At 73.4% G+C, this 17,437-nt stretch carries 15 protein-coding genes; 10 read left to right on the top strand and 5 right to left on the bottom strand.

The genetic code is table 11. The features are described from left to right. Positions 1–237: 237 nt before the first annotated feature. From ACFWPT_RS30620 to ACFWPT_RS30610, 3 genes are all read left to right on the top strand, one after another. A complete protein-coding gene (locus tag ACFWPT_RS30620; protein ID WP_244293291.1) occupies positions 238–711 on the top strand; it encodes a hypothetical protein in 474 nt (157 codons plus the stop codon). Between the two features lie 309 nt (positions 712–1,020). Beyond that, positions 1,021–2,247, top strand: a complete 1,227-nt coding sequence (locus ACFWPT_RS30615) for a glycosyltransferase (protein WP_380485716.1) — start codon at positions 1,021–1,023, stop codon at positions 2,245–2,247. A 90-nt stretch (positions 2,248–2,337) separates the two neighbouring features. Then, a complete protein-coding gene (locus tag ACFWPT_RS30610) occupies positions 2,338–4,752 on the top strand; it encodes a HelD family protein (RefSeq protein ID WP_380485714.1) in 2,415 nt (804 codons plus the stop codon). On the opposite strand, the gene ACFWPT_RS30605 is transcribed toward ACFWPT_RS30610, so the two are convergent. Next, positions 4,673–6,112 (bottom strand): glycosyltransferase 87 family protein, encoded by a 1,440-nt coding sequence (locus ACFWPT_RS30605; RefSeq protein ID WP_380485711.1) that lies wholly within the window; start codon positions 6,110–6,112, stop codon positions 4,673–4,675. The genes ACFWPT_RS30610 and ACFWPT_RS30605 overlap by 80 nt on opposite strands. A 113-nt stretch (positions 6,113–6,225) precedes the next feature. On the opposite strand from ACFWPT_RS30605, the gene ACFWPT_RS30600 reads away from it, so the two are divergent. Further along, positions 6,226–7,329, top strand: coding sequence for a molybdopterin-dependent oxidoreductase (locus ACFWPT_RS30600; RefSeq protein ID WP_380485709.1), 1,104 nt, complete (start codon positions 6,226–6,228; stop codon positions 7,327–7,329). Next, positions 7,329–7,751 (top strand): hypothetical protein, encoded by a 423-nt coding sequence (locus tag ACFWPT_RS30595; RefSeq protein ID WP_380428271.1) that lies wholly within the window; start codon positions 7,329–7,331, stop codon positions 7,749–7,751. The genes ACFWPT_RS30600 and ACFWPT_RS30595 overlap by 1 nt, the downstream gene beginning before the upstream one ends. Here the strand turns inward: ACFWPT_RS30595 and ACFWPT_RS30590 are convergent. Further along, a complete protein-coding gene (locus ACFWPT_RS30590) occupies positions 7,726–8,577 on the bottom strand; it encodes an S-methyl-5'-thioadenosine phosphorylase (RefSeq protein WP_380377990.1) in 852 nt (283 codons plus the stop codon). The two genes, ACFWPT_RS30595 and ACFWPT_RS30590, sit on opposite strands and share 26 nt — an antisense overlap. A 243-nt stretch (positions 8,578–8,820) precedes the next feature. On the opposite strand from ACFWPT_RS30590, the gene ACFWPT_RS30585 reads away from it, so the two are divergent. Continuing rightward, on the top strand, positions 8,821–9,465 hold the full coding sequence (locus tag ACFWPT_RS30585; protein ID WP_380485706.1) for a transglycosylase family protein: 645 nt from the start codon (positions 8,821–8,823) through the stop codon (positions 9,463–9,465). A gap of 76 nt (positions 9,466–9,541) precedes the next feature. On the opposite strand, the gene ACFWPT_RS30580 is transcribed toward ACFWPT_RS30585, so the two are convergent. The 3 genes from ACFWPT_RS30580 to ACFWPT_RS30570 all read right to left on the bottom strand — a co-directional run bounded on the left by ACFWPT_RS30580 (position 9,542) and on the right by ACFWPT_RS30570 (position 13,914). Continuing rightward, a complete protein-coding gene (locus ACFWPT_RS30580; RefSeq protein ID WP_380485701.1) occupies positions 9,542–11,545 on the bottom strand; it encodes an amino acid transporter in 2,004 nt (667 codons plus the stop codon). Positions 11,546–11,782: 237 nt separating this feature from the next. Next, entirely contained in the window at positions 11,783–13,405 is a 1,623-nt protein-coding gene (locus ACFWPT_RS30575) for a multicopper oxidase family protein (protein WP_380485695.1), read from the bottom strand. Between the two features lie 98 nt (positions 13,406–13,503). After that, positions 13,504–13,914: a DUF6153 family protein gene (locus ACFWPT_RS30570; RefSeq protein ID WP_380485693.1), complete on the bottom strand. Its 411-nt coding sequence runs from the start codon at positions 13,912–13,914 to the stop codon at positions 13,504–13,506. A 197-nt stretch (positions 13,915–14,111) separates the two neighbouring features. On the opposite strand from ACFWPT_RS30570, the gene ACFWPT_RS30565 reads away from it, so the two are divergent. The 4 genes from ACFWPT_RS30565 (at position 14,112) to ACFWPT_RS30550 (ending at position 17,319) form a co-directional block, all read left to right on the top strand. Next, a complete protein-coding gene (locus ACFWPT_RS30565; protein ID WP_380485691.1) occupies positions 14,112–14,513 on the top strand; it encodes a hypothetical protein in 402 nt (133 codons plus the stop codon). A 3-nt stretch (positions 14,514–14,516) separates the two neighbouring features. Further along, positions 14,517–16,220 carry an alpha/beta hydrolase gene (locus tag ACFWPT_RS30560; RefSeq protein ID WP_380485688.1) on the top strand — a complete coding sequence of 568 codons (1,704 nt, stop codon included), beginning with the start codon at positions 14,517–14,519 and terminating at the stop codon, positions 16,218–16,220. Beyond that, positions 16,217–16,744, top strand: a complete 528-nt coding sequence (locus tag ACFWPT_RS30555) for a hypothetical protein (protein ID WP_380485686.1) — start codon at positions 16,217–16,219, stop codon at positions 16,742–16,744. Before ACFWPT_RS30560 ends, ACFWPT_RS30555 begins: the two co-directional genes overlap by 4 nt. A gap of 173 nt (positions 16,745–16,917) precedes the next feature. Next, a complete protein-coding gene (locus ACFWPT_RS30550; RefSeq protein WP_063346584.1) occupies positions 16,918–17,319 on the top strand; it encodes a YccF domain-containing protein in 402 nt (133 codons plus the stop codon). Positions 17,320–17,437: the final 118 nt, after the last annotated feature.

The raw sequence follows: 17,437 nt of genomic DNA, 5'->3' as shown, positions 1-17,437 counted from the left end.
CCGGCGCGAGGCCCGGCACCGGTCCGTCAGCCTTTCGTCATCTCCGCCAGCAGGGCCCCACGGCCGAGCGGCGGGGCAGCCGAGCGGCGGGAGATCGTTTTCCGGTCAAGTTCGACGATCTTTCGAATCCCGTATTCCCCCAGGTCCGACCGCGCCACTACGGTGCCACGCATCCCCGTTGTTCCCCCCTCCCCGGCCGGCCGCAACCGCCGGGGCTACCGATCGGACCGGTGCGCCGTGACCAGAATCCTCCGTCAGCTGTGGACCCACGCGGGAAGAGCGGCGGCCGTCGTCGCGCTCCTCGCCGCCGCCCTCACCGGCACGGCGGCCGGAACCGCCACCGCCGCCACCCCGGCCGCCCCCGCGGCAACCGCCTCGGTGGGCGGCTGGACCTGCCCCGGAACGCCCGTCCCGGACGGCTACGTCATCACCATGTTCAACTCCAGCGGCTGCAACAACCACGGCGCCTGGTTCCAGGCACCCGCCCAGAACCGCCTGTGGACCTGCTCCGGCTCGCCGATCGTCTCCGGCTACGTCCTGACCAACTACAACCCCCAGGGGTGCAGCGGCGTCGGCGCCTGGTTCCACGAACTGGTCCGCAACGGCATCTGGACCTGCCCCTACTCGCCGATCCCGGCCGGCTACCGCAGCACCAGCTACGACGCCCGCGGCTGCAACGGCCTCGGCGCCTGGCTCACCATCAAGGCCTGACCCACACCCGGCGGGGCCCGACCGGAACTCCGGTCGGGCCCCGTCCGCGTCGCCAGGTCGCCACGTCGTCAGGTCGCCATTCCGGGCTGAACACTCCGCACACGCAGCACAGGCAGCACGCGCCGCACACACCGTTTCACCAGCAGAAAAGAAGTCCACCCGCAGCGGACGAGAAAAAAGGCACAGGAGGAAAAACCACTCCCGGCCACTTCTAACTTATAGCGTACGGGGGGCCTTGCGGCAAGGCCCCGGTCGTGCCGCACAATCGTCGACCTGAACCGGAATCCGCGGAAATTTGGGGTCGCGAAAATGCGTGTGCTGTTGTCGACGTACGGGTCCCGCGGGGATGTCGAACCGCTGGTGGGGCTCGCGGCGCGGCTGCGGGAGTCCGGCTCGCAGGTGCGGGTGTGTGCGCCGCCGGACGAGGACTTCGCGCAGCGGTTGGCCCACATCGACGTGCCGCTGGTGCCGGTCGGCCCGTCGGCGCGGGCGCTGACGGTGGCGGCGGCGCCGCCGTCGTCCCTGCCGGAGCGTGCGGCCGCGGTGATCGCCGGGCAGCTGGAGGCGGTCACGGCGGCGGCCGAGGGCTGCGACGTGCTGGTGGCCACCGGCATGCTGCCGGCTGCGGCGGGCGCGCTGTCGGTGGCCGAGAAGCTGGGCATCCGCTCCGTGTCGGTGACCTTCCAGCAGCTCACCCTGCCCTCGCCGGGCCGCCCGCCGCTGGCGTACCCGGGCCGGCCGTTCCCGCCGGAGGTGACCGACAACCGGGTGCTGTGGGGCCTGGACGCCGAGAGCATCAACGCGCTGTTCGGCGCGGCGCTCAACACCAACCGGGCGTCGATCGGCCTGCCGCCGGTGGACGACGTCCGCGACTACGTCATCGGCGACCGGCCGTGGCTGGCGACCGACCCGGTCCTCGACCCGTGGCAGGAACCGGCGGACCTGGACGTCGTGCAGACCGGCGCGTGGATCCTGCCGGACCGACGCCCGCTGCCGGCCGGGTTGGAGGCCTTCCTGGCCGCCGGCGCACCGCCGGTGTACGTGGGCTTCGGCAGCATGCCGATGCCCACCTCCCAGGACGCCGCCCAGCTCGCCGTCGAGGCGGTCCGCGCGCAGGGCCGTCGCGTGGTCGTGGCCCACGGCTGGGCCGGCCCGGGGCGTGTCCGGGCCCCGATCGACGACCGGGGCGACTGCTTCGTCGTCGGCGAGGTCAACCAGCAGGCGCTGTTCGGCCGGGTGGCCGCCGTCGTGCACCACGGCGGGGCGGGCACCACGACGACGGCCACCCGGGCCGGCGCGCCCCAGGTCGTCGTCCCGCAGACCGCGGACCAGCCGTACTGGGCCAGCCGGGTGGCCGAGCTGGGCATCGGCGTGGCACTCGACGGGCCGACCGCGACCACCGAGTCCCTGTCGGCCGCGCTCAGGACGGCCCTCGCCCCCGAGACCCGGGTGTGGGCGACCGCCGTGGCCACCATGATCCGCACCGACGGCGCGGCACTGGCCGCACAACTGCTGCTCGATGCGGCCGGCCGCTGAGACATGTCGGATAATTCCACCCTCCGCCACCCCCGATTTCTCGGCCGACCGCCCGAGGAATCGAAAAGCTCAAAGCACCTGGAGCCAGGTTTGTCCCCCATCTCGTCCTCCTCGTCCGAGTCCTCTTCGTCCTCCTCGTCCTCCTCGTCCGAACCGAATTCGCCCGCCGACGACTGGCGGTCCGGCGAACTGCGGGCGGAGAACGCGTACGTCGGCAGGCTGTACGAGCGCCTCGAAGCGCAGCGCGCACTCGCGGCCGCCCGGCTGCGCCAGGTCCACCTCCAGGAGAAGGGCGGGACGATCCAGGCCCTCCTGGAGCGCGACACCATGGAGATCCACCACACCCGCCGGCTGGCGGCGCTGCACGCCGCCGAGTACGGGCTGTGCTTCGGCCGGATCGACGACGCCGACGGCGAGCGGCAGTACATCGGCCGGATCGCCCTGTCGGACGACGACCACGAGCCGCTGCTCACCGACTGGCGGGCGGCGGCCGCGGAGCCGTTCTACCGGGCGACGCCCGCCGCACCGGGCGGCGTGGTGGCGCGACGGCACCTGCGGACCAAGGGCCGGACCGTCGTCGACTTCGACGACGACGCCTTCGGCGTGGGCGCCCACGCGGGCCGCGGCGACGCCGAGCTCAGCGGGGAGGGCGCCCTGCTCGCCTCGCTGACGGCGGCCCGGACGGGGCGGATGGGCGACATCGTCTCCACCATCCAGGCCGAGCAGGACCGCGTCATCCGCGACGCGCTCGGCGGCGTCCTGGTCGTGCAGGGCGGCCCGGGCACCGGCAAGACCGTCGTCGCCCTGCACCGCGCCGCGTACCTGCTCTACACCCACCGCGACCGGCTGGCCAAGCACGGTGTGCTGGTCATCGGGCCGAACACGACGTTCCTGCGCTACATCGACCAGGTGCTTCCCGCGCTCGGCGAGAGCGAGGTCGTGCTGAGCAGCATCGGCACGCTCTACCCGGGGGTGACGGGGACCGGCGCCGAGACGCCCGAGGCGGCCGCCGTCAAGGGCGACGCCCGGATGGCCCAGGTCCTCGCCGCCGCGCTGGAGGGCCTGCGGCAGCTGCCGGAGGAGTCGTGGACCATCACCGTGGGCAAGACCTCGCCCTACCACCAGGAGCTCCGGATCGGCCGGGCGCTCTGCGAGCGGGCCCATGCCGCCGCGCACCGGAGCGGCAGGCCGCACAACGCGGCCCGGGCCGACCTGGTGGAGCGGCTCTCCTCGGAGCTGGCCCTGCGGATCGCCCGGGACCAGGGCGGGAAGATGGACCTGGACGCCGTGGCGGACCTCGCCGACGCGCTCGTCGACGAGCCCGAGTTCCAGGCCGTGGCCCAGAAGCTGTGGCCGCTGCTGAACCCGGAGCAGGTGCTCACGAGCCTGTTCGGCTCCCCGGAGCTGCTGGCGAGCGCGATGCCGGACTTCACCGAGGCCGAACGCGCCGCACTGCTGCGCGAACTGCCGGGCCCGGACCGGGAGTCCGCCGCCGAGGAGGCCGAGGAGGCCGCCGAGGAGCCCGTGACCGCCGCGACCACCCGGAGCACCTGGACCGCCTGGACCACCGACGACGTGCCGCTGCTCGACGAGGCCGCCGAACTGCTCGGCCCGCTTCCGGGCGCCGCCGTCGCCCGCCGGGCCGAGGCCGCCGCCGAGGCGGCGGAGCTGGAGTTCGCGAAGATCGTCCTCGACGACTTCGGCGTGGGCCTGGTCGAGATGGACGCGAAGATGCTGGCCCGCCAGTACCGCGGCGAGGAGTCGCTCCGGCCGCTGGCCGAGCGCGCGGCCGAGGACCGGACCTGGGGCTACGGGCACGTGATCGTGGACGAGGCCCAGGAGCTGTCCCCGATGGCCTGGCGGATGCTGGCCCGCCGCTGCCCCGGCCGTTCCATGACGATCGTCGGCGACCTGGCGCAGACCGGCGCGCCGGCCGGGCTGAGCTCCTGGGGCCAGGCCCTCGACACGTACACGGCGGGGCGCTGGCGCACGGTGGAACTCACCATCAACTACCGCACCCCGGCCGAGATCATGCAGGTCACCGAAGGCGTCCTGCGGGCGCTCGACCCCTCGCTCGCCGCCCCCACCGCGGTGCGCAGCGGCGGAACCCGCCCGTGGAGTCTGCGGATCCCCGCGGACGGCCGGGCGGCGGCGCTGCGCGGCGCCGTCGAGCGGGAGCTCGCGGCGCTGGACGGCGGCCGGCTGGCGGTCATCCACGCGCCTGACGCCCCGACCGAACTGCTCGACGGGATCGCCGAGTTGGAAGGCGTCTGCGTCAACGATGGCCCGGCGTCGCTGGATTCGCCGGCCGTCCTGCTGACGGCCGCCCAGTCCAAGGGACTTGAGTTCGACGCCGTCCTGGTCGTGGAGCCCGCCGAGATCCTCGCGGCGCACGCCCACGGCGTGAACGACCTCTACGTCGCCCTCACCCGCGCGACGAAGTCCCTCGGGGTGCTGCACAGCCGGGACCTGCCGGAGATGCTGCAGGGCCTGGAGCCCCGCTGAGGACGGCGGTCGCTCTCCCGCGCACCAGGGTGCCGACCGCGACGCACGCCAACGCGGCACCGTAGGCGGCCCGTTGGGCCTCGACCCCGCCCGTCAGATAGAGGTACTGCCCGGCGGCGGGGACGGCGAGCCACTCCCCGCGGCCGCTGAGGCCCACCAGGGCCACCACCAGCAGGCCGTACCAGGGGTAGGCGGGCGCGGCGAGGAGCAGGGCGGTGCCGGTGACGAACAGGGCGCCGTCCCAGGGGCGGGCGGGGTCGCCGCGCCGGAGCACCCACAGGGCGACGGTGGCCAGGACCGCCCCGGCGGCCCACGGCAGCAGGGCGTCCGGCAGGAGGAGGGCGAGCAGGCCGAAGCGGTCGAGGTGCCCCTGCTCGTACCCCTCCTCCTTCAGGTAGCCGGGCAGGTAGCCGAGCACACCGGTGCCGGAGGCGGCGAGGTAGGGCAGGTAGGCCAGGGCGAACGCGCCGAGCGAGGCGCCCAGCAGCAGGGCGCTCTCGCGCGGGCGCCGGCGGGCCAGCGCGCCCGGCAGGGCCAGTGCGGGGATCAGCTTGACCGCCACCGCCGCGCCGAGCAGCGCGCCGGCCCGCGTCGCCTTCCGCCGGGCCGCGTACCCGAGGCCCACGACCAGCAGCAGCGCCCCGAGGGTGTCCACGTGCGCGTCGTTGACCGACCACACCGTCACGCCGGGGCACCACCCCCACAGCGCGGCCCGCCGGCTGCCCCGCCCGATCACGAGCAGCGCCCCCGTGGTCGCCACCGCGAGCAGGGCGCCGGCGGCCTGCATCCCGCGCACCCCTCCCCCGAAGGGGTGCAGGGCGAGGAACCAGGCCTCCGCGACCGGCGGGTAGATGGTGTGCACGGCGGGCCGGTTGATGCGGGTGCAGTCGCCGGCGGCGGTGCGCCGCTCGTCCCAGCCGTCGCAGGCGCCGCCGACCGGCCACAGGTCGGGGGTGCGCAGCCGGGCGAGCGCCGGGTCGTCCGGGGTGTGCGCGTACGGGGAGGTGCCGGCGGCCTGGACGCGGCCGTCCCAGACGTAGCGGTAGGCGTCGTCGCTGGTGCGCGGCGGGGCGAGCAGGCCGACGGCGGCGACGGCGACGCTCCCGGCCAGGACCAGGGGCACGACCTGACGGCCGCCCACCCGGCGCAGCGCCAGCAGGGCGAGCGCGTACAGGGCGGCGTCGACGGTGTACCAGGCGTACAGCGGTGCGCGGTGGCCGAGCGTGCCGCCGCCGGTGACGGTGAGGGCGAGCGCGGCGGTCAGGGCGGTCAGGGCGGCCGGCGCGAGCAGACAGGGCAGCACGCGGGCGGGCCGGGGGCAGGTGAGCGGGAGGCGAGTGGGCCGGGGGCGGGTGGGCACGCGCCCACCCTGCCACCGGGCGGCGGCGCGCGACCGCAGCGGCGTGGCGCCGTTCGGATTCCGTAAGCACGTCGTGCCGCCGCGAAACCGGGGCCCGGCTGTTCCATGGACGGGTGACTCCGAACCTCCTTCCGCGATTCCGCTCGGCGCTGCACGAGCCGCGCACCGCCGTGGTGCTCGGCCGCTGGCTGGGCGCCGCGCTGCTGGTGTGCTTTCTGACCGGGCTGGTCAGCCACGCCCTCCAGGACCCGCCCGGCTGGCTGACGCCGTATCTGCTGAGCCGCCCGGTGAACGGCTACCGGGTGACCCAGGGGCTGCACGTGATCAGCGGCCTGGCGGCCGTCCCGTTGCTGGGGGCGAAGCTGTGGACGGTCTACCCGCAGCTGTTCGCGTGGCCGCCGGTGCGCGGCGTGGCACACGCGCTGGAACGGCTGGGGATCTTCGTGCTGGTCGCGGCGATGCTGCTGGAGCTGTTCACCGGGCTGTTCGACACCCTGCAGTGGTATCCGTGGCCGTTCCCGTTCCGCCAGACGCACTTCTGGCTGGCCTGGCTGGCCGCCGGCGGCCTGTTCGTCCACCTCGCGGCCAAGGGCCCGCTGATCGCGCTGCACTGGCGCCGCTCGGCGGCCGGGCTGCCGCAGCGGCGGGCGTTCCTCGCCGCCGTGACGGCCGCGGTGGGTGTGGTCACGCTCACCACGGCCGGGCAGACCGTCCCCTTCCTGCGCCGGCTGGTCCTGCTGGCCCCGCGCCGCCCCGACCTGGGCCCGCAGGGGCTGCCGGTCAACCGGACCGCCGCGCAGGCCGGGACGGTCACCGTGCCGGCCGACTGGCGGCTCCGGGTGGACGGCCCGCAGCCGTACCGGCTCTCCCTCGCCGAGCTGAACCAACTTCCGCAGTACGAGGTGCACTTGCCGATCTCCTGTGTGGAGGGGTGGAGCTTCTCGGCGCGCTGGACCGGGGTGCGGGTGGCCGATCTGCTGGTCCGGGCGGGCGCCCCGGCCGGCTCGGGCCTGCTGATCACCTCGCTGGAGGCGGACGGCCCGTACCGGGAGATGCGGATGCCCGCCGAGTACGCCGTCGACCCGCTCACCCTGCTCGCCCTGCGGATCAACGGCGAGGTGCTGACGGCGGACCACGGCTTCCCGGCGCGGATCATCGCGCCCAACCGGCCAGGGGTCCTGCAGACCAAGTGGGTCGCGCGCCTGGAGGTGATCTGATGCCCCGGTGGCTGCGCGCGGTACTGCTGCTCGGCGGGCTCGCCCTGATCGGCTTCGGCCTGTCGGGCCTGCTCACCGACTCCTACATCACCGACCCGCTCGACGTAGCGGTCTGGGCGGTGGGCGGGGTGCTGCTGCACGACGGGCTGTGGGTGCCGCTGCTCTGCCTGGTCGGCGCGCGACTGGCGCGCGACTGGGCGCTGCGCGGCTGGCTGGTCGTCGCGGCGGCGGTGAGCGCGATCGGGCTGCCGGCGGTGCTGCGGGACGGCGAGAACCACGGCAACTCCTCCCTGCTGCCGCTGCCGTACCTGCGCAACTGGCTGCTGGTGCTGGCCGCCACCGCCGGGCCGGTGCTGCTGTTCGCACTCGTCCGGTGGTGGCGGCGGCGCCCGCGGGTCAGACGCCCGGCAGACCCGTCGTGAGCCCGTCCAGGGCGTGCGAGCAGACGCAGTCCCGGGCGGCGGGCAGGCTCTCCAGCGCCTTGAACAGCACCGTGCGCAGCCGGTCGACGTTTCCGGCGAAGACCTCCAGCACCTCGGCGTGGGTGACGCCCTCGCCGCTCTCCACGCCCGCGTCGAGGTCGGTGACCAGCGCCAACGAGGTGTAGCAGAGGCCGAGTTCGCGGGCGAGGACGGCCTCCGGGTGGCCGGTCATGCCGACCACGGACCAGCCGTTCGCGGTGAACCAGCGGGACTCGGCGCGGGTGGAGAAGCGCGGGCCCTCGATCACCACCAGGGTGCCGCCGTCCACCGGCTCCCAGGCCGCGCCCCGGGCGGCGTCCAGGGCGGCGCGCCGCCCGTCCGGGCAGTACGGGTCGGCCATCGAGACGTGCACCACCTCGGGCACCGCCCCGCCGGGCAGCGGCAGACCGTCGTAGTAGGTCTGCACCCGGCCGGAGGTGCGGTCGACGAACTGGTCGGGCACCAGCAGCGTGCCGGGCCCGTACTCCGGGCGCAGCCCGCCGACGGCGCACGGTCCGAGCACCTGGCGCACGCCCAGGGAGTGCAGCGCCCACAGGTTGGCCCGGTAGTTGATCCGGTGTGGCGGCAGGCCGTGGCCGCGCCCGTGCCGGGGGAGGAAGGCGACCCGGCGGCCGGCCACCTCGCCCAGGAACAGCGCGTCGCTGGGCGGCCCGTACGGCGTGTCGACGCGCAGTTCGGTCACGTCGTCGAGCAGCGCGTAGAGCCCTGAGCCGCCGATCACGCCCAGTTCGGCGCGCGGAGCACCGGTTCCCTGATCGATCGTCATCGTTCGTACCCTTCCTCGGGGAGGCGTCCCGGCCACTCTAGGGTCCGCGCGGCGCCGCCGGTCCTTACGGTTCCGGGACGGCGGGCGGGGCCGGATGGCCGCGGGCCGTCGGGGTGGTCCGGGGCGGCCGAGCGGGTGACTTGCCGGACGTGTCGGCGGTGGCGCGCCCCACCCGGCGTGCGTCGGTGGGTGTGCGCCGCCTCCGGGCGGTGCGCGCCCTGTTCCCGAAGTTGAGAGCCGCCGATGCCTCCCACCGTTCGTCTTCGCCGCCTCGTCCCCGCCGCCCTGTGCGCGCTCGCCGTGGCCCTCACCGCTCCCGCGGCCCAGGCCGCTCCCCCGGGCCGCGGCCCGGGCACCGACCCCGGCCGGGGGTACGACGGAGGGAGGTACGACTGGGAGAGCGTGGCGGCCTGCGAGAGCAGCGGCGACTGGCACGTCAACACCGGCAACGGATACTTCGGCGGCCTCCAGTTCGACACCCCCACCTGGCGCGACAACGGCGGCCTCGCCTACGCCCCGCGCGCCGACCTCGCCAGCCGCGAGGAACAGATCGCGGTGGCCCAGCACCTCGCCGGGCGGCGCGGCCTCGCCCCCTGGCCCGCCTGCGGCGCCCGCGCCACCCGCGACCACGAGCGCGAGCGGGGCGCCGCCCTTCCCCCGCCGCCCGCGCCCGCACCCGCACCCGCGCCCGCAGCTGACAGCGACAGTGCCGGCGCCGAGGCCGGCGACGGCGGGTGGACGGTCCGCGAGGGCGACACCCTGGGCGACCTCGCCGAAAGCCTGCGCGTGCCCGGCGGCTGGCCCGCCCTCTACGCGCTCAACCGCGCCGCCATCGGCGACGACCCGGACCTCATCCAGCCGGGCACGGTGCTGCGCCTGCCGTCCTGAACCCGGCTCCCGCACAGCAGTCGGCCCGCCCGGTCGCACAGGACCGGGCGGGCCGACGACGTTGTGCGGCGGAGCGTCAGCCGACGTGGACGCGCGGGCGGCGGCTGCGGTCGGGTTCGGCCTCGCGCAGCACCTCGCGGGTGACCGGGGCCACCTCGCCCTGGCCGAACAGGAAGAACCGCAGGAACTGGGCGAAGGGGTTGCCCTCGGTCCACTCGAAGTAGAGGTGCGGCTGCTGCCCGGTGCGGTCCCGGATGGTGAGGGCCAGCGCGGCGATCGCGTTCGGGATGCTGGAGCTCTCCAGCGTCAGCACCCGGTAGCGGCCGTGCAGCACCTCGCCGCGCACGGTCAGCTCGGTCTCGAAGTCGGAGGCGTCCCGGACGGTCACCTCGACGAAGACCAGGTCGTCCTCACCGGGGATGTCGTTGTCGGCGCGGATCTGGCGGATCTTGTCGCGGTACTCGGCGACGTCGCGGTGGGTCGGCTCGTTGGCGATCAGCCGCAGCGGGCGGTGCGCGTAGTCCCTGACGAAACGTTCCGCCACGTCGTCCAGCACCACGTCGGTGACGCGCAGCTCGAAGGCGCGGCGCAGCCGGGAGAGCAGCGAGACCAGGATGATGCCGGCGATGAAGCAGGCACCGATCTTCAGACCGTCCGGCCGCTCCAGGCAGTTCAGCACGGTGGTGTACAGGAAGATCGCCGCGATGATCGCGAAGGCGGTGGTCCAGCCCCGCTGCTTCGCCTTGTACGCGGCGATGGTGACGGCGATGGCCGCCGAACTGATCAGCACCAGCACACCGGTCGCGTACGCGCCGCCCTGGGCGTCCACGTTGGCGTCGAACAGCCAGGTGACCAGGAAGCCGATCAGGGTCAGCACGATCACCATCGGCCGCACCGCGCGGGCCCAGTGCGGGGCCATGCCGTAGCGGGGCAGGTAGCGCGGCAGCAGGTTGAGCATGCCCGCCATGGCGGAGGCGCCGGCGAACCAGAGGATGGCGATCGTGGACAGGTCGTAGACGCTGCCGAAGGTGCCGCCCAGGTACTCGTGGGCCAGGTAGGCGAGGGCGCGGCCGTTCGCGTCGCCGCCGGGCTTGAACTGGTCGGCCGGGATCAGCAGGGTGGTGATGAAGCTGGTGGTGATCAGGAAGCAGCTCATGATCACGGCGGCCGTGGTGAGCAGCTTGCGGGTGCCGCGGATCCGGCCGGTGGGCTTCTCCTCGGTGTCGTCCGGGTCCCCCTCGATGTGCGGCATCACGGCGACGCCGGTCTCGAAGCCGGACAGGCCGAGCGCCAGCTTCGGGAAGACCACCAGCGCCACGCCCACCATGATCACCGGGTTGCCGTGCTGGGCGGTCAGCGCACTGGTCCAGTCCGTGACCACGTGCGGCGCCTCGATGATCTTCCAGATGCCGACGGCCACCACGACCACGTTCAGCACCAAATAGACCGCGACCAGGGCCACCGCCAGGCCGATCGCCTCGCTGAAGCCCTTCAGGAACACCGCGCCGAGCAGCGCGACCAGGATCAGCGTGATCAGCACCTGCTTGCCGCCGAGGACGCTGGTCAGGTGCGGGTTCTCCACCAGGTGCGCGCTCGCGTCGGCGGCCGACAGGGTGATCGTGATGAGGAAGTCCGTCGCCGCGAAGCCGAGCAGCGCCAGGACGAACAGCTTGCCCTTCCAGAACGACAACAGCCGCTCCAGCATGGCGATCGAGCCCTCACCGCGCGGGCTCTCCTGCGCGACCCGCCGGTAGACCGGCAGCGCGCCCAGCAGGGTGACGATCACCAGCACGATCGTCGCGATCGGCGACAGCACGCCCGCGGCCAGCGCGGCGATGCCCGGCTGGTAGCCGAGCGTGGAGAAGTAGTCCAGGCCGGTCAGGCACATCACCCGCCACCAGCGCTGGCCCTTGTGCGCGCCGGAGTCCCCCGCCTGCGCGCCGCCCTGCGAACCGTCCTGGCCGGCCTCCCCGGTGGCCGGCTTGTCCGCCGACACGCCCTCCAGCAGCCAGCCGCGCAACCGTATTCGCGCCGACGACGGTTCCGCCGTCGCCGCCTCCGTCGAACCCGACGAAACCACCTTGCACCTCTTGTTAAAGACCCCGTAAAAGCGCCGTCGGGCGACGGCAGTGCGACAGGCTATGCGACCGGCGTTAAGGACGCGTCATCGCCCCGCGTTAAGAAAACGTCATTGCTCCGCAGGTCGCGGCGGGTGGTGCGCCCGGTGGCAGCACGCCCGCGGCCGGGCGCCGACGGGCCGGCCGCGCGGCGCCGGGACAGGGCCGCTCCCCCGCCCCGACGCCGCGTGCCGCGAAGGTCAGGCCCGGTAGCCGAGGACGGTCATCATGCCCGTCTCCGCGTGGTAGACGTTGTGGCAGTGCACCATCCACAGGCCCGGATTGTCGGCGTCGAAGTCGACGGCGAGCGTCGCGCCCGGCAGCACGATCGCGGTGTCCTTGCGGGGCCCGTCACCGGGCAGCGCGAAGGTGTGGCCGTGCAGGTGGACGGGGTGCCACATGCTCGTGGTGTTGCGGAACTCCAGCCGGACCCGCTCCCCCGCCGCCACCGGGTAGCGCTGCGCCGGGTCGTACCGGCGGCCGTTGAACGCCCAGTCGGCCTTCGCCATGCCGCCGGTGAGCTCCAGCCGCACCGTCCGGTCCGGCGCCCTGGCGGGCAGTCGCACGCTCGGGTCGGCCTTGAGCTGCGACGCGCCGAGCAGCCTGCCGTCCAGCTCCGCCGGGCGCACCGAGGCGTCCGGCGCGGCGCCGCCGCCGGTGCGCAGCAGGGCGAGTGCGGCGGCGTTCTTGCCCTCGGCGAGCGCGGTCAGCGGGAACACGCCGTCCTGGACGGTCACCAGCACGTCGTAGCGCTCGCCCATGCCGAGCAGCAGCGCCTGGGTGGTGGCCGGCTCGACCGGGAAGCCGTCGGTGTGGGTGACGGTCAGCTCGTGGCCGCCCAGCGCGACCCGGTAGGCGGTGTCGCCGCCCGCGTTGATCAGCCGGATCCGGACCCGGTCGCCGGGCTTGGCGGTGAAGGTCTCGGGCGCGGTGGCGAGCCGGCCGTTGACCAGGTGGAACGGGTAGCCGACGTCGCCCGCGTCGCCGCCGAGCAGCGCGCTGCGGGCGCCCATCAGCATCCGGGACGGGTCGGCGGCGGTGGGCGGGGCGGCGCTCGGCGCGGCAATCGGGGTGCCACCCATGGCCGCCATGTCGTGGCCGCCCATCGCCGAGTGGTCCATCCCCGCATGGTCCATCCCCGCATGGTCCATCCCGCCCATGCCCCGGGCGAGTTCGGCGAGCACGGCGTCCGGGGTGCTGCCGTCGACCCCGTCCACCCAGTCGTCCAGGACGACGACCCACTCCTTGTCGTAGCGCAGCGGCTCCCTCGGGTCCTCGACGATCAGCGGCGCGTACAGGCCGCGGTCCTGCTGGACACCGGAGTGCGGGTGGAACCAGTACGTCCCCGGGTGGGCGAGCGCGAAGCGGTACTCGAAGCCGGCGCCCGCCCGCACCGCGTCCTGGGTGAGCCCGGGCACGCCGTCCATGTCGTTGCGCAGCGCGAGGCCGTGCCAGTGCAACGAGGTGGGCTGCGGCAGGTGGTTGGCGAGACTGACGGCGAGCGTCTCGCCGACCGTGGCGCGCACCTCCTGGCCGGGCAGGCGGTCCCCGTACGCCCAGCTGCGGACGGTGCGGCCGCCCAGGTCGAGCGTCGTCTCGGTGGCGGTGAGCGCGACCTTGCGCTCCGGCCCGGGCCCCCGCCGCGCCTCGGCGGCGGCGACCTCGGGGCCGCCGGGGGCGACGAAGCCGCCCGGGGTGGTGGGGGCGGCGGCGCCCCCATGGTCCATGCCCTTCATCGGATCGGCGGAACAGGCGGCGAGCAGACCGGTGCCGGCGGCGGCGAGCGCCGCGCCGAGCACGGTACGACGGGTGGGTGTGCGCATGACGGAGTGCACCTCGTGCGGTGGGTGTGGGTGAGCAGGACGTCGCGACGGCCGTCCCGCCCGCGCCGGAGCGCGGACACGGGGCGGCCGGCGCACGCCTACTGACGCAGCACCGACAACCGGGCGAGGAGGATCCGCCCGCCTCCGGGCGGCGGCAGCGCGCGAACGGCCCGCAGCAGCCGGGCCCTCACCTCGGCGGCGACGTCACCGCTGTACCGCAGCAGGGGGCCGGCGATGAGGAGCAGCAACGTCCAGCCGGCGAGGACGGCCAGACACACCGTCATCGGATCCATGCCGTCGGCCGCTGCGGTGTGCACCGTCTCCTCGGCGCCCGCCGGGTGACCGGCGCTCACGGCGTGCCGCGCCGGCCCGTGGTCTGCCCCGTGCTCCACCCCGTGCCCGCCGGCGGTCGGATGGCCGAGCGTGTGCATCGCCACGATGCCGAGCAGGAGCGCCGCGAGGAGCAGCAGGCGCAGGGCCCGGGGGACGGCCGGCCGCGGCTCCGCCATCGTCCACCTCCCGACCGATCCCGCCACCAGTTACCCCCGCAGGGTATCCCGAGTCACAGCCCCCGGCCGCGCCGGGGCAGGTCGCCCGGCCCACGCCCTCCCCGCCGCCGAAGATCGATCCGTTAGCATCCGTCAGCAGTTTGTCGACACGGACCCGGGCGGCACGCCGGTCCGGGGCTCATCAACGGGGGAAAGACATGGCAGATCCTGATCTGGCCTTGGAGTTCAAGGTCAACCCAGCCGAACTGGACGGCTGCGGGCAGAGCGCTCAGCACATCGGCGGACTCATACCGGGCGAGACCGCGAAGATCACCGACCCGTGCAGCCAGGCCGCCGGAGGCCTGAAGGGCTGGCTCACCGCCGCCGCCATCCAGAACTGCGGCACGAACTGGAAGACGCTGCTGGACAAGCTCGGCGGCGACATGGGCGACGTCGGCACCAAGCTCGCCACGTCGGCCGCCTACTACCGCCAGGTCGAGAAGGACATCCACGGGAGCATGCGGAACCCGGCCGCACCGGTCCCCGACGAACCCGACCCCTTCAACACGACCTTCGTCCCGGGCCCCGTGAAGCCCGCCGACGCGAAGGCGGCCGCGTAAGCGATGGACATCAAGACCCTCCACGACGCCGACCTCATCAACCTCACCACCGCGAAGACCGCCTTCGACACCCTGGCCACCGCCTTCGGCCAGCACGTCGAGAACTGGCAGCACGAGGTCGTCGACCGGCTGAACCACTCCCAGTGGACCGGGAACGCCGCCGGTCACGCCCAAGCCCGGATCCAGCTCCTGGAGAACGAACTCCAAGCCGCCCAACAGGAGATCGGCCTCGTCAGCAGAGCCCTGTACGACGCGGCCGAGGGCTTCGCCGCCGCCCAGGCGCACCTGATCAACGCCCTCGACGACGCCAGGACCCACAAGCTGACCGTCGCCGCCGACGGCGGGATCACCTGGGACAACGACCCCGGCTCCGCCACCTTCGCCGGCACCGACGCCGAGTCGCAGGCCCGGCAGATCAGCAGCCGGATCACGGCCGCGCTCGCCGAGGCCGACCACGCGGACCAGACGATCAGCGCCCGGCTCGCCCACCTGGCCGGCAACGCGAGCGACGGCACCGGGCTCGACGCCGCCACGGCGAAGACCGACCTGGCCGCCGCGAACGCGCTCGAACAGGTCCCCGCCGCCGGCACCGACCCGAACAGCGTCAAGGGCTGGTGGAACGGGCTGACCGACGAACAGCAGCACCGGATGATCCTCAACCACCCCGACCAGGTCGGCGCCCTCGACGGCGTCCCCGCGCTCGCCCGGGACCAGGCCAACCGGATCAACCTCCAGCGCGGCAAGCAGGACCTCCAACACCAGCTCGACGGCCTCGGCCCGGAGCCCAAGCACTACCTGTCCGTCGCCGAGACCAACGGCGGGCCCGTCCAGAACCCCGACTACACGGCGTGGAAACAGAAACGCGACGACCTCGAAGACAAGCTGAAGGGCGTGACGGCCATCGAGAACCGGCTGAACACCCCGGTCAACGCCGAACACCCGCCCACCTTCCTGCTGGGCTTCGACACCAACGGCAAGGGCCACGCGATCATCGCGGCCAACAACCCCGACACCGCCGACAACGTCTCCACGTACGTACCCGGCACCGGCGCCCGGCTCGGCAGCATCGGCAGCGACATCAACCGCTCCGACCTGATGGTCCAGTCGGCCAACACCGCCAACAAGAACTCGAAGACCACCTCGTCGATCACCTGGGTCGGCTACGACGCTCCGCAGACGATCATCCCCGAGGCCGCGGACGACAAGTACGCGAAGAACGCGGAGGACAAGCTGCACGCCTTCGAGACCGGGCTGCACGCCACGCACGAGGGGAAGCTGTCGAACAACACCGTCCTCGCCCACAGCTACGGCACGACGACCGTGGGCTACACGATGCGGGACAAGGGCCTTCCCGTCGACAACGTCGTCCTCATCGCCAGCCCCGGCTGCGGCGTCGAAAACGCCAAGGACCTGAACATCGACCCGTCCCGCGTGTACGTGGCGCAGAGCCCGGCCGACGCGATCGGCTGGGCCGCCGCCACCGACCCCGGCGGGATGACGGACAACATCGTCGACAACGTCGCCAGCTCGTGGGGCCTCGGCGACGGTGACCACCACCTGATCCACGGCCGACAGACCACCGTCCCCCAGTTCGGCGCACAGATCCTGCCCACCGACCCCAAGGCGGGGCACTCGGACTACTGGAACGAGAATTCGCCCACCCTGACCTCCATGGGGGAGATCATCGCCGGAAAGCGGGCCTCATGAGCACCACCGAGCACGCCCCACTGATCAAGCGGGTCACCGCCGCCGCTGCACTCGCGGTCACCGTACTGGCCCTGAACGGCTGCGGCGTGCAGACCTTGAACGAGCGGTCGAAGCCCACGATCACCCTGAACCAGGCCAAGAAGCAGATCGACACCTACCTCGCCGACACCCTGGCCAAGCTGCCGGTCAAGCCGACGGCGAGCTCGGGCGATTTCTTCGACATGGAATGCGACGCCAACGACATCGGCCCGCACGGCAGGACGCAGACCCATCGGGGATACGACTTCGAGGACCTCCCCCTGTCCGGCAGGACGGAGGTCGCGGACGCCTTCCGCGTCTACCTGACGGGACAAGGCTTTCAGCCGGTCGAGGACCCGCCCGACTTCCATCCCGGCTGGGTGAAGCTGAAGAACCCCAAGGACAACTTCCTCGCCGTCCTGGACGGCGCCACGGATTCGAGCCGCCTTCTCAAGCTGACCGTCAGCTCCCCCTGCGTCTGGCCCGACGGCACGCCACCGGCCTGATCCGAGCCGCCGCACCGGCGCCGCACCCTCCGCAGGGTGCGGCCCCTGCACGTCCGCCCGCGCCGGCCCCGGAACAAACCCCGAGGAACGTCCCCTAAGGGCGTAGACGCGCCCGGGCGCGGGCATGGCTGAATCGTGGAACCCCGAGCAGCAGCCGTGAGAAGGTGTCGGCCATGAAGGTGATCGAGTTCGTCCTCAATGTCATTTGGCTGATCTTCTGCGGTATCTGGATGGCTATTGCCTATACCGTCGCCGGAATTATCTGCTGCGTGCTGATCGTGACCATCCCGTTCGGCGTCGCGTCCTTCCGAATTGCCGGCTTCATACTGTGGCCGTTCGGGCGGACGACCGTGGAGAAGCCGGGGGCCGGGGCGGCGTCCTGCGTCGGGAACGTCATCTGGCTGATCTTCGCGGGCTGGTGGCTGGCGATCGCGCACCTGGTGACCAGCATCCCGCTGTTCCTGTCGATCATCGGCATCCCGTTCGGCTGGGCGAACCTCAAGATGATCCCGATCTCCCTCATGCCGCTCGGCCGCGAGGTCGTCCCCACCGACCAGGCCTGGGGCGCCCGGTAGCCGTTCGAGAAGCAGCCGCAGGAAAAACGGCCCCGGGCACGGGGGAGAACCCCCGGCCCCGGGGCGGTGGGGGGGGGGGGTCGGGGCCCGCCCGGGGAGCGCGGCCCGTCCGTGGCCC

It is taken from the genome of Kitasatospora sp. NPDC058478 (assembly GCF_042720345.1).
GTDB lineage: Bacteria > Actinomycetota > Actinomycetes > Streptomycetales > Streptomycetaceae > Kitasatospora.
The sequence above is the reverse complement of the archived record's forward strand: the minus strand, read 5'-3'. Positions and strand labels throughout refer to the sequence as shown.